This window comes from Holdemania massiliensis AP2 (assembly GCF_000327285.1).
In the GTDB taxonomy this organism is placed as follows: Bacteria; Bacillota_I; Bacilli_A; order Erysipelotrichales; family Erysipelotrichaceae; genus Holdemania; species Holdemania massiliensis.
The window spans coordinates 410,028-422,691 of the sequence record NZ_HE998568.1; the positions used below are offsets into that span (position 1 = coordinate 410,028).

General features: G+C 49.2%; 10 protein-coding genes. 4 read left to right on the forward strand and 6 right to left on the reverse strand.

Translation table 11 applies throughout. The annotated features are described in order from the left end of the window. The first annotated feature begins 81 nt into the window (after window positions 1-81). The 4 genes from BN162_RS09725 to BN162_RS09745 all read left to right on the forward strand — a co-directional run bounded on the left by BN162_RS09725 (window position 82) and on the right by BN162_RS09745 (window position 5,613). Window positions 82-1,011 carry an aldo/keto reductase gene (locus BN162_RS09725; RefSeq protein WP_020224898.1) on the forward strand — a complete coding sequence of 310 codons (930 nt, stop codon included), beginning with the start codon at window positions 82-84 and terminating at the stop codon, window positions 1,009-1,011. A gap of 762 nt (window positions 1,012-1,773) precedes the next feature. Continuing rightward, window positions 1,774-3,513, forward strand: a complete 1,740-nt coding sequence (locus BN162_RS09735) for an ABC transporter ATP-binding protein/permease (protein ID WP_020224900.1) — start codon at window positions 1,774-1,776, stop codon at window positions 3,511-3,513. After that, entirely contained in the window at window positions 3,510-5,165 is a 1,656-nt protein-coding gene (locus tag BN162_RS09740) for an amino acid ABC transporter ATP-binding/permease protein (protein WP_020224901.1), read from the forward strand. The genes BN162_RS09735 and BN162_RS09740 overlap by 4 nt, the downstream gene beginning before the upstream one ends. Window positions 5,166-5,202: 37 nt before the next feature. Continuing rightward, entirely contained in the window at window positions 5,203-5,613 is a 411-nt protein-coding gene (locus tag BN162_RS09745; protein WP_020224902.1) for a YbaN family protein, read from the forward strand. Window positions 5,614-5,748: 135 nt separating this feature from the next. Here BN162_RS09745 and BN162_RS09750 read toward each other — a convergent pair whose 3' ends face one another. The 6 genes from BN162_RS09750 to BN162_RS17935 all read right to left on the reverse strand — a co-directional run bounded on the left by BN162_RS09750 (window position 5,749) and on the right by BN162_RS17935 (window position 12,513). After that, window positions 5,749-7,521 carry an FAD-dependent oxidoreductase gene (locus BN162_RS09750; RefSeq protein WP_020224903.1) on the reverse strand — a complete coding sequence of 591 codons (1,773 nt, stop codon included), beginning with the start codon at window positions 7,519-7,521 and terminating at the stop codon, window positions 5,749-5,751. 245 nt (window positions 7,522-7,766) lie between these two features. Continuing rightward, window positions 7,767-8,471: a coenzyme F420-0:L-glutamate ligase gene (locus BN162_RS09755; RefSeq protein ID WP_020224904.1), complete on the reverse strand. Its 705-nt coding sequence runs from the start codon at window positions 8,469-8,471 to the stop codon at window positions 7,767-7,769. A 111-nt stretch (window positions 8,472-8,582) separates the two neighbouring features. Then, complete coding sequence (locus BN162_RS09760) at window positions 8,583-9,374, reverse strand: hypothetical protein (protein WP_020224905.1); 792 nt, start codon at window positions 9,372-9,374, stop codon at window positions 8,583-8,585. Then, complete coding sequence (locus tag BN162_RS09765) at window positions 9,374-10,864, reverse strand: sensor histidine kinase (protein WP_020224906.1); 1,491 nt, start codon at window positions 10,862-10,864, stop codon at window positions 9,374-9,376. The genes BN162_RS09760 and BN162_RS09765 overlap by 1 nt, the downstream gene beginning before the upstream one ends. Then, window positions 10,861-11,523: a response regulator transcription factor gene (locus BN162_RS09770; protein WP_020224907.1), complete on the reverse strand. Its 663-nt coding sequence runs from the start codon at window positions 11,521-11,523 to the stop codon at window positions 10,861-10,863. Before BN162_RS09770 ends, BN162_RS09765 begins: the two co-directional genes overlap by 4 nt. Window positions 11,524-11,934: 411 nt before the next feature. Next, window positions 11,935-12,513: a TetR/AcrR family transcriptional regulator gene (locus BN162_RS17935; protein ID WP_020224908.1), complete on the reverse strand. Its 579-nt coding sequence runs from the start codon at window positions 12,511-12,513 to the stop codon at window positions 11,935-11,937. Window positions 12,514-12,664 lie beyond the last annotated feature (151 nt).

Sequence of the window (12,664 nt, forward strand, 5' to 3'; positions counted from 1 at the left end):
AGGTTTCAAAACTGAAGTCTTTAAAGGATTCCCTTTCCTTCCCTGACAATGATATAATGGAAAAAAGTCAGGAGGAAACATATGCTGAAAAGAAAACTAGGAAAAACAGGATTGGATGTTTCGGCGGTGGGTATGGGAACCTGGAACATTGGCAATCAATGGGGTGAACTGGATGAAAAACAGGTTTACGATACAATTCAGACTGCGTACAGCCAGGGTATTACCGTTTTTGATACAGCGGATGCTTACGGCATCCCCGGAGGCTGTTCGGAAGAACGGCTGGGACAGGCCTTAAAAGGAATGCGTGAGAATGTCGTTTTCATCTCCAAATTCGGCAACTGGGCCAAACGGTTCGGCGGAGCGATGCAGTTTACCTGTGCCGACATCGTAATCGAAGCCTGCCATGCTTCGCTGTTTCGCTTGCAGACAAATTACCTGGATGTTGCGCTGTGTCATCTCAATGATTTAAAGCCGGAGGAAACCGAACCTTGGCTGGATGGACTGGATGAGCTGAAACGGCGAGGATTGATCCGCCATTATGGAATTTCGACGGATGATCTGAACGTCCTGAAAGAATTCAACCGCCGCGGCAGCTGCGAGGTGGTCGAACTGGATTATTCACTAATCAATAAAACACCGGAAACTAACGGAATGCTGGACTACTGCCTGAATAACAACATCGGTGTGCTTGTCCGCGGCCCATTAGCCCAAGGCATTCTTTCTGGTCATTATACCCGCGAAACGCACTTCACGGACACAATCCGAACACCGTTTAACGAAGGCGGCAGTGCCCGTGAAGTTTATCTGCAGAAAATGGACCGCTTAGACCGGATCATCGCCGCTGCCGGCCGTGAAAATCTGATCGAAACCAGTCTGCGCTATATTCTTAACCATCCTTGTCAACCTGTCGTTATTCCCGGCGCCAAATCGCCAAAGCAAGCCATCGCCAATGCCGCTGCCGGCAGCGCTTTATTAGAAGACGAATTGTATGCCAAACTGAAAGCCTGTTAAGACAGTTCCATATTATTCTTTTAATTCCTGCCCATCGGCGAATTCCGATGGGCTTTTTTTAAGTCAGAATTACTAACAGATCAATGTAAATATCGATTAAAAACGATAATCTGAAATCTGGACATCGGACATTTCATCATCTTGCATAGGATTAAAAAACGACGAACTGAAAAAGGGGGTTCTTAGTTATGTTTCCCCGAAAACTACCATGCTTTATGCTTAGCCTGCTTCTGTTTGCTGCCTGCAGATCCAAGAAAAGTTCATTGGGGGCTGAGATTTCAAAAACGCCTGAACTTCTGATTATGGATGAAACTCAGCTGGAGCATTTGAGTGATATAGAAGATGACTATTATTTGTTATTCTGCAACGAAAAGAATACTGTTCAAGCCTTTGCGGTTTTCTTAAAAGAAACTGCCAAATCACGCCGAACAGCCCCAGCTCGTTCACTGTCTTTTATGTGGAACCAATCCCTGAGTTCACTCAGCCCCCGACACCCCTGAAGAATATGCGAAAATCTTTGAGGCAAAGCTCAATAAAAGGCAGTCATCCGTTTCTTTGAGTATCTAGCTCTGGCTCAGCCCTTGTGAATCCTGAAAGAAAAATCAAATCATTGTTAGCTTAATTTAACTTTTGATTGACAAACCGTTTAATCAATGTTAAATTTCATCATGTTGAAGATAAAAAGAACGCGGGTACAACATCCGCCTTCTTTTCAAATCAAATGTTATCTCACACTAACATTTGACGAAAGGAGTTTTCTCAATGATGATCAATAAACGACTGATTCAGGCCGTACCCGAATCAAAACAGGCTGTCAGGGATCAAGTTTTGCTGCAATGGGGCAGTTTGATCGCCAACCTGATCATTTTGTTTACCTTCGCGTTTCTGTTGGAAGCCTTGTGGAAAAATCAGCTGAACGCTCTGCGGCTAAGCTGCGCCGCCGTACTTATTTTCGGCAGTTTGGTGGTCCGGTGGTTCTGCACAAGCGCCGCCAGCCGTAAAAGCTTCGAGGCTTCGCGCTCTGTCAAGCAGATTTTACGCCGGCAGATCCTGGAAAAATTACTGCGTCTGGGCGTGAGTTATCGGGAACAGACTGCGACAGCGGAGATCGTACAAATTGCGGTTGAAGGCGTTGATCAGCTGGAAACCTACTTTGGAGCTTATCTGCCGCAGTTTTTTTACAGTATGCTGGCGCCGCTGACGCTCTTTGCCGCCCTTTCCTGGATCAGCCTGCCTTCGGCATTAGCCCTTCTGTTCTGCGTTCCATTAATTCCCATCGCGATTGCGGCTGTGCAGACCTTTGCAAAGAAACTGCTCTCTCGCTATTGGGGACAATACGCTTCTTTGGGCGACAGCTTTTTAGAAAATCTGCAAGGTTTGACAACCCTAAAAATTTATCAGGCCGATGAAGCGATGGCCTTGAAAATGGACGTTGAAGCCGAGCATTTCCGCAAGATCACCATGCGGGTGCTGACGATGCAGCTCAACTCGATTATCATCATGGATTGGGTTGCTTATGGCGGGGCCGCCTTGGGTGTATTTCTGGCTGCGGCACAGCTGCGGTCCGGAGCTATTTCATTGGCTCAGGCGTTGGCCATTATTTTCTTATCGGCTGAATTTTTCATTCCGATGCGGCAGCTGGGCAGTTTCTTCCACATTGCGATGAACGGCATGGCCGCCAGCGACAAGATTTTTCAGCTGCTCGATCTGCCCGAACCTTCCGAAAAAACGGAAATCATCACCGAAACCCATCCGACGATTGAAATTCAAAACTTAGGCTACCAATACCAGCCTGATCAAACGGTACTGAAGAACATCAGCACAGCCTTCCCCTTCGGCAGCTTGATTGCGATCGTCGGCGAAAGCGGCAGCGGCAAATCGACGCTGGCCAAGATTCTGACCGGACAAAATCAAAACTACAGCGGCCATGTTCGGCTTGGATCTCTGGAATTAAACCAGATCCGTGAGACCAGTCTGATGAAAACCGTGACCTATATCGGTCACAGCAGCATTTTGTTTAAAGGCACCGTCCGCGACAACCTGTTAATCGGCAATCCGCACGCGGATGATTCACAGCTCTGGACCGTTCTTGAACAGACCCGCCTGGCTGATTTTCTGCGCAGTGAACAAGGTCTGGATACTATCCTGCTGGAAAAAGCCGCCAATCTCTCAGGCGGTCAGATTCAGCGGTTAGCTTTAGCCCGCGCATTGCTGCATGACACGCCTATCTACATCTTTGATGAAGCGACTTCCAATATTGATGTAGAAAGTGAGGCTGATATTCTCAGCCGGATTCACCAGCTGACCCGCCAGCATCTGGTCATCCTGATTTCCCATCATTTAACTCAGGTTCAGCATGCGGATCAGATTCTGGTTCTGGAACAGGGATCGCTGAAAGAAGTTGGAACGCATGAGGATTTATTGAAATACAACGGTGTCTATGCTGATCTTTGGCACACCCAGAAGCAGCTGGAGAACGGCTGCGAGGAGGTAAACGCATGAAAACCCGGAATACTTATACGCTGTGCCGGCAAATGATCGGTCTGGTTAAACCGTTGAGCGGCTGGATGGTGATGGCTGTCACCTTTGGTTTTCTTGGTCATCTTGGTGCTGCTTTCATTACTATTGAAGGCGCGGGTGTGCTGCTCAGCATTATTTTTCCAGGCACTGCCGCATATCTAGGCGGCTTATGGCTGATCGTTGTCCTAGCTTTGCTGCGTGGTATCTTACGGTATGGTGAACAGGCTTGTAATCATACGATAGCCTTCCGCTTGCTGGCGCTGATCCGTTCTCAAGTCTTCAGCGCCCTGCGGAAATTGGCGCCGGCAAAACTGGAAGGGGCGGATAAAGGGAATCTGATCACACTGATCACCTCTGATATTGAATTGCTTGAAGTCTTTTATGCGCATACGATTTCTCCCATTCTGATCGCCTTGTTCATGAGCCTGTTTATGACCCTTTGGATCGGCCGCTTCCACCCGCTGTTAGGGGTCATAGCGCTGGCTGCTTATGTCACTGTCGGAATCCTCGTTCCGCTCTATATCCACCGAAAATCGCAGGGTTTAGGCACGCAGCTTCGACGGCAATCCGGGTCGTTGAGCAGTTCGGTTCTGGAAACCTCGCGCGGACTTTCGGAGATCCTGCAGTTTGATGTTGGCGAACAGCGCCTGGCTGATCTGGATCAGCGTACGGAAGTCCTAGCCAAGCATGAATTGACGATGAAAATTCTCAATGGAAAAAATATAGCGCTGACTCAGACTCTGGTTTTACTTTTTGACAGTCTGCTGCTGATCGCCGCCGGTTTGCTCGTTCATACAGGCCGGCTGGATTTCAGCAGTGCGGTGCTGGCCTTTGTCGGTCTGATGAGCTCCTTCGGACCGGTCATCGCCTTGGCCAATCTGGGCAGTACGCTGCAGAACACCTTGGCCAGCGGCAACCGTGTGCTGGACCTGCTGGAAGAAACGCCGGTTGTCGATGAAATCACCGGCCGGCCGCAGATTGACTTCACCGGCGCCAAGGCCGAGAATCTGAGCTTCAGTTATGGAGAAGAAGAAATTCTTTCCGACCTCTCGCTAGATATTCCGCAGGGAAAAATCACCGGCATCGTCGGCCGCAGCGGCAGCGGCAAATCGACCTTTCTGAAACTCTTGATGCGCTTCTGGGAAGTCCGGCAAGGCACATGCACACTGTCCGGCACATCGATTTCCGATATCAACACGGTTAATCTGCGGGAATTGGAAAGCTATGTTACCCAGGAAACCCATTTGTTTCATGATACGATTGCCAACAATCTGCGGATTGCCAAACAAGACGCAACCCTAGAAGAAATCCAGGAAGCCTGCCGCAAAGCTTCCATCCATGACTGGATTCTCACGCTTCCCCAAGGCTATGATACCCCGGTAGGTGAGCTGGGCGATACCTTATCCGGCGGAGAACGGCAGCGGCTGGGTCTGGCTCGGGCATTTCTGCATTCAGCGCCTTTGATTCTTCTGGATGAACCCACTTCCAATCTTGACAGCCTGAACGAAGCCATCATTCTGCATGCGCTGCAGAAAGAAACACAGGATCGGACCGTCGTTCTAGTTTCCCATCGCGCTTCAACGATGCGGATCGCCGATCAGGTGATCCCCGTTGAAAACGGAAGGCGCAGCTGATGATGCATCGATTTAAGGAAAAAGGAGAAAAAATGATATGAAGCGAACTCTTTTGATCTCGCTGGGTACCGTCAGTCTGATCCTCGGTGCTTTGGGCGCTGTACTGCCGCTGCTTCCGACCGTTCCCTTTCTGTTATTTTCGGTCTGCTGCTATGCGAAAAGCTCCAAAAGGCTGCATACCTGGCTTCTCAATACCGCACTTTATAAGCAGAATCTGGAAAGCTATGTTCAGGGAAAAGGCATGACTGCCAGGACAAAATTACGGATTATGACAGCAGTGACACTGATGATGGCCTTGGGATGGATCATGATGTCCCGTGTTCCTGTCGGCCGGCTTATTCTGTTGGGCGTCTGGCTTTTTCATATCCTGTACTTTATTTTTGGAATCCGCACGCTGCCGGAAAATAAGGGCAAAGTTCCTATCACTGAAGCTGAAGAAGAATTCTGAGCGGATATCATCCGCCGTGATGATTCTGCCCTTGCCTCTTTGAAAAGTTCTGCCAGACAGAAAAGACGCTTCCTCCCATGGGGTGAGGAAGCGTTCTATTTTTTTAGGCTAAGTGCTTCAAGTATCCGCCGCGGTTTATTTCGCCGCCGCTGCCGTGCCGGCAATCCGGCCGGTTGTAGCATACAGACCTAAAGAAGCTGCCAAAACATAATTTTCGTTATAGAAATAACGATTGCTCATTTCGCCGGCCGCAAACAGGCCCGGGATGGCCTCGCCGGTCTGGTTCAGGACCTGACCGGTTTCGCTGGTCAAAACCCCGCCCTGAGATCCGAAAGTCGTCGGATAGAAGATCACGGCATAATAAGGAGCCTGATCCAAAAAGACTAAGTTTTCAGGCGACTTCCCGAAATCTTCGTCTTTCCCGGCTTCTGCCTGCTGGTTGTAGCGGTCAAAGCTGGCCTTCAGCGCGGCTGCGTCCACCTTCATGCCTTCCGCTAAGGCTTCGATCGTATCCGCCTTGACTACGGCGCCGGCCGCTGCTCCTTTTTCCAGAATTGCAGCTGTATCCGCATCGCTGGAATCATAAATATAGTAGAACGGAGCATTGCCGTCCTGAATCATATCCGAGCCTAAAGCATCATAATAAACCGCACTTTCGCTGGCAAAACGTTCACCCTTGGCATTGACGCCCAGCTGCTTATTCGTTGTCAGCTTTGCCGCCTCCTCCACCTGGCTGGCTAATCTCGGATCCACCGTGGTTGCGCAAATCGAAGTAAAGAAGTTCTCAAACGGAACAGCTCCGGCTTCCAATGCCATAGTCATGCCATCCCCGGTTGAACCTGACGCGGCAACAGAAATCGTCTGCGCCTGGGCAACCTTCGGTGAATACTGCTTTACCATTTCACCATTCGCAGAGATCCCGCCGGTAGCCAAAACGACGCTGGAGGCATTAAAGGTAATCACTTTGTCTGCCGTTTCCGCAACGACGCCGACAACGGCGCCCTGATCATCAATAACCAGCTTTTCACCCTTGCACTCCGTGATTACTTCGATTCCTTGGTTCTCTGCAATCTTGACCATTTCATCAATCAAGCCGCGTCCGCCTAATGGATTATGCGCTGTCGGATAAGGCCCAAAACCGGTAAAGACTTCCCAGGTCACGCCTTTTTCCTGCAGCCAATCGACCGTTTCTCCGGTTTTGGAAACAATCTCTTCCCACCGCGTTTCATCAGGATAACCGGACTGCTGGCCAGAATAACTCATCCGCTCATCCCAATACTTACGGAATGTATCCAGAGAATCATCAAAATCAGTATCGTCATACAGTTTGGAATCAATGCTGATCAAATAACCGCCCGCAATCGCCGTCGTGCCGCCGGTCACAGCCTGCTTTTCAATGACAACGACATCGGCCCCAGCTTCTTTGGCACTCAGGGCCGCGCTCATTCCGGTAATTCCGGAGCCTACGACGATCACATCCGTATCACGGCTTTCTTCCGTCTTGGTTTTTGCCGTCTGATTGGCAGCTGTCTTAAGCTGTTCTGCATCGCCGCCCGCCTGCACGACACAGTCTTCAATCGCTTCCAGAATTCCCTTGCTTGACTTGGTTGCCCCTGCAACGGTATCTACCGCCAGGCTCTGGCTGCTCATCACGCTCTGCGGAATCTTCTCGATTGCCGGATCACTGATCCCTGCGGTTTCTTGATGTTCTTTAATCGTGATTGAGGCAATTTCCGTATCCGTAAAGGTTACCTCTACAGTGATCGAATCGTTGTTGCCCTTCCCTGTTCCGGTGTACGTTCCCGCTTTGAATAAACTGTTTCCGCCCGAAGTTGGTGATTTCGGACTGCCGGAGCATCCAGCTAAGCATAATAACGATGCTAAACACAGACAAATGAGCTTTTTCATGCCCTTCCCTCCTTGACATGCATCAACGCATGTTTTCTTTATCACAATTATACATCAATGCATAAAATAGTACAAGAGTAAGAAAAGGACTGTTACAAATCAGAAATTGAGAGAAAACCTGAGCGTTTTAGTCTATACTCTGAGTTTTCCCCATTTTATAGCAAAACGATAAAAGGAAACAATTCTGAAAATAACTGGATCTCTTCAAGTCTGGATTTCAATCCTATTTCAAGTCCGGCCGCTGCCTACATTCCCGATTTTGAAACAGGACGCAGAATCCCGATCGGCGTACTCTGATCACTCTGCCCCAACGGATTATCACTGAGGATCTCCGCCAGCTTTCGGCGGTTGACAGACGCCGGCCAGACGCCGAGGATTTCAGCTCCGTAATCATTGATATCCACAATCGCAACCGGATGGTCCAGCAGCATAGCACAGTGCATCGCTGTCCGCTGGGGATCCAGCGGTCCCAGCACAACATATTGATGATATGGAGGCAGAGTGTAATCACAGGGACCGTCAATCACCGCCGCTTTTCTTCCGGCTACACGATAGAACCAGCCTTTCTGACCTAACAGCTTACCCAGCATGCCGATTGCCGCGGCCAGTAAGATTCTCAGAACACCGCATTCCTCAATAGCCATCTGCATGGTTTCCGGCATGCCCAGACCAATTCCGCGGGGCGTTTTGGTTACGAAACGGCTGAGCAGCCGTGCCAGACGGCCCGGCACAATCGCTGACAGCGGAAAAGCCCGGCCTTGAGTACAGGCCACCATTTTTTCGCTCATGAATACAAGATCTCCCTTTTCCAGCTGCGGCGCCACTACCTGGCGAAGCAGCTCATCCAGATCATCGTGTTCCGTGATGACCGGCGTTTTCAGGGCGTAACGGTCATAGCTATAACCAGAGACCTCGATTCTTTTCTGTTTGTTTTCATTCACTTTTAACATCACGACGTCCTCTTTTCATAAAAACAGCTTAGACGTGTGTTGTTGTCAGAGTGTATGCAAATTGTTATGAAGTTGTAAAAACTGCAGGCATTATCTCAGTCCACATTGAAATTATTCATTAGGAGCCTGAAAATCTGCATTCTCTATGGACACCAGCAGATTCTCCGCAAAGGATCCGGTGCCGAAAGCCATCGGCCGCCCATCAGCCAAGTTTGTATAGAGATAGCCTTTATGTCCCTGAGCGTCGGCAAAGATCGAGAGCGCAATTTGGTTTTTCATCTGCACGGCGTAAATACCGGTCAGCGATGCCATGTCAAATTCCGGACGGTTGATTTCAAACCAAGTTTTTGCCTGACTTTGTATCTGTTGTTCTGTTTCCGGTGAAATTTTTAGGGGCTGGGCAGTCTCAAAATTCATCTGGGCAGCCAGCACCTCCTGTGTTTTTTCATCCAGACAGACGCCATAACTGATCTCATCCGCATTTCTCTGACGCAGAAACAAGACCAGCATCGTTTCCATTTCTTCAATCATGACGTATTCCTGCGTTTCGGTTCTGATTGCGGAACTATAATGGATATCCCACTGCCAGCCTTCAACCGTCAGTTCCAGTCCAAAATAACGATTCAGGGTATCCACTGCCCGCTGCTTCAGACGTTCCTCTTCACTGAACAAAGCAGCCGGCCCGCTGCTAGATGGATAATCCCGGATCATCAGCGACTCCGATCGGGCGGAACAGCCGGTCAGCATGTTCATCAGCATCAGGCCGGCCAAAAACCTCAGTTGCCATGCTGCGCCGCGTTGACGGGGAACAAGAGAAAGTCGATGCCATATCATTTCACCATGAAATCGAAGGCCGTCTTGAATCTGGACGGCGGTCTTTTTTATCTTATATTTTATGCTCATCAGCAGCCTTCCTTTCCAGTCTTCGCTTTCCCAGCCGCAGATTCTTTTTCAAGCTGACTTTTATCGGATGCCGTTGGCTGTTCTGAAGACAGCGGAAATACAAAACGAATCTCAGTCCCGGCATGAGGTTTGCTTTTTACTTCAACCCGGCCGCCGTGAGCCGTTACAATCCGCTGTGTCAGCGCCAGACCCAAACCGGCTCCATAATGCTTCCGAGTCCGGGCTTTATCCTCCATGACAAAGGGTTCCAGCATACGCTCCGGATGCGGGTCTTGTATCCCGCTGCCTTCATCCCGCACAGCAATGATTATCGTTGTATTCAGACGGAAGGCGCTCAGCCAGAGGCAGCCGCCGGCAGAGCTGGCTTTGACAGCATTATCCAGAACATTGCGAAGGGCTGCCTGCATCAGCTCTTCTTCCATTTCCAGCTCCAGCGGTTCACTTTCCACAATCAGCTGCAGCTGCTCCGCCTGAAGCACAGGTTCCAATCGTACTGCCGCCTGCTTCAGCAGCTGCTCCACGGACTGTGATTTCAGCGGCGGCAGGGGCTGAGCCGCCATGATCAGCTGCATCAGCCGGGATGATAGCTGTTCCATCCGCCGCGCCTCTGATTCAATAACATCCAATGCCTTTTCAGCGTCTTCCGGTTTCATCGCTGTCCGTCTGAGCAGCTGCGCATAGCCTAATATCGACGTCAGCGGCGTCTTCATTTCATGCGATAAATTATGAATAAAAATTTCCTTTTCCTGATTGCCAGTTTCCAGCTCTGCAACCTTTTGTTCAACAGTTTCAGCCATGCGGTTGAAATTCACGGCCAGCGCCTTCAGCTCCCGGCTGCCGCTGAGGTCTAAGCGCTGATGCCAGTTCCCCGAAGCAATCTGCCGTTCCCGCTCTGCCAGCAGCTCCACAGGATGGGTCAGCCGCCGGCTGATCACAATCATGGCGCCAAGATAGACTGCGGAAGCCACAAGGGTAATGATCAGAAAAAGCCACCGCTGATGCTCCTGATCTAAGCGAAGTTCTGTGATCTCCGCACTGGTCTGCACGATCAGCGTTCGAGAATTCAGCGCCACCTGATGCGCGGAAATCAGGTATTCCCGATCTTTAAACCGCTTCGTTTTCAGCCAGATCTGATCTGGCTGAGGAAGTGTCAGCTGATCATCGGCAATCTCCGGAAACTGATTCTCAGCGAGGCAGACGCCGCTGTCATCTAAAATGCGAACGCCGGTTTCCAGCACGTTTTCCTTCAGCATCTTTTCCAGCTGATTCTTCAGCTGTTCATCCAGAGATTGGACTGACGGATAAAACTGAAGCAATGAAACCGTGGTGGTCAGAAGGCCGTCGAGAGCCCGGTTCTGCCCGATCATCGCCTCAAGCTGATCCTGAAAACGCTGATGCGCACTGATCTCAATCAGCATCAGCCCAGCGCCGTTAAAAATCAAGGCAAACAGCGCAAAGGCACTGAGCGCCAGCTGATAGCGCAGTCTCACAGCCGGTCCTCAAGCCGATAGCCGATCTTATAAACGGATACAATCTGGCGGCTCAGGCCCAGCTTCCGCCTCAGAGAGGCAACGTGCATGTCCACCGTTCTCGTCGTGCCTTCATAATCATCGTGCCAGACCTTTTCCAGTATTTCCTCACGGTAAAGAGCGATATTCCGGTTACGGACAAAAAAGACAAGCAGATCAAATTCCTTAGGCGTCAGCTCTAAGCTTTGGCCCGAAGCCTTTCTGACCTGACGCTGATCTTCATCGATGCAGAGATGCTGAAATGTGAGAATGCCGTTCTTTCTTCCAGTCCGCCGCAAAACACTTTCCACCCGCGCAAGCAGTTCCATCATTTCAAACGGCTTGGTGATGTAATCGTCCGCTCCGGCCTGCAGACCCTGTACCTTGTCCGCCAGCTGAGTTCGGGCACTGACAAAGATTACCGGCACCTGATAGCGGCGGATCTTTTTCAGTATGGAAAAACCATCCTCCTCTGGAAGCATGACATCCAGAAGAATCAGATCAAGTCCGCCATGTTCGAGTGTTTCTATGATCTGTTTTCCATCCGTCAGCTCCGCAGTCTGATAACCGGCCGCTGTTAAAGCCAAGCGCATCAATGTACGGATTGCCTCTTCATCTTCAATCAACAGTATTTTTCCCATAGTTCCCCTCTCCTCTAACTCCGCAAAATTTCCACCTCTGGCTATTTGCAGAATACGGCGCAGAAAACCGAAGCTGACTGCGCTCAAGCCTGACATGGACAGTCCTTTATCTTTTGACGTTTAGCCTGAATCTGGGTTTCAGTCAGCTTCATCTCATTGCATGATTCTATTATAACAGCCTGTGCCTTGAAGCAATGATTACAAATTACGGAAGATCATGAAGAAAAAGAGTCTAATCTAAATTTTAGCAGAAGAAAAAAGCAGACCGAGAAACAGATTTCAAAAGAGCCGTGTTTTCAGAATGCTTTCCTTTTGATTATTTTACTATAAAAGTGGGGAGCAGCCACAGTTTTCTTTTTTCCCTGAAATGCCGCAGCTTCTTTTTACGTTATTCGTTTTAAGGTCATACCGTCAAACTCCGTAACGGACAGAAAAAATCTCGACAAACATTTGGGCATCCTGCATCAGCGTTCGCTGTTTCAGAACAAGTTCCGAATTCTCAGTTTTTCGCAGTTCGGTCATGCCATAAACAAAGATATACAAAAATTGAAGCATTTCTTCAATCTTGGCATCCGTTCTTAACTCTCCCTTATCCACAGCCCGCTTGAGCGCTTCTTCCTTGATCTGATACACTTTCTGCGAATAATCCTGCATGGGGATTTCCGGTTCTCCCTGACCGCCAACCCCAATCTGACGAAGCAGAGATTGGCTGGAAGAACAGTAAAGGATATCTTTCTCTAATTTTTCATAGATCGAACACGGCTGTTCAAAGATCTGTTTGTATTGATCGACAACACGAATTTTTTCCTGTTCAATCACTGCCGCATACAGCTCTTTTTTATTCTTGAAATAGTAATACAACGGTCCGCGAGTCACCCCCGCTTCCTTTCCAATTGCTTCTAAATTCGTTCCGGCATACCCATATCGGGAAAAATGTTCTTTCGCGATTTCCATAATTTTCTGTTTGGTCTGTTTCTCTGCGTTTCCCATATTGATTCCCCTTTAATTTTTTTTATTATATCACTTTTTAATCGCACTTCGGCAATGGGATCACAGAACTGACAACTTATTTTTTGAATCAATTTGTATCCGTAGTCTAGAATAAGGATCAAAATTGCAGTGTTCTCTTTCTCTTTGTTTT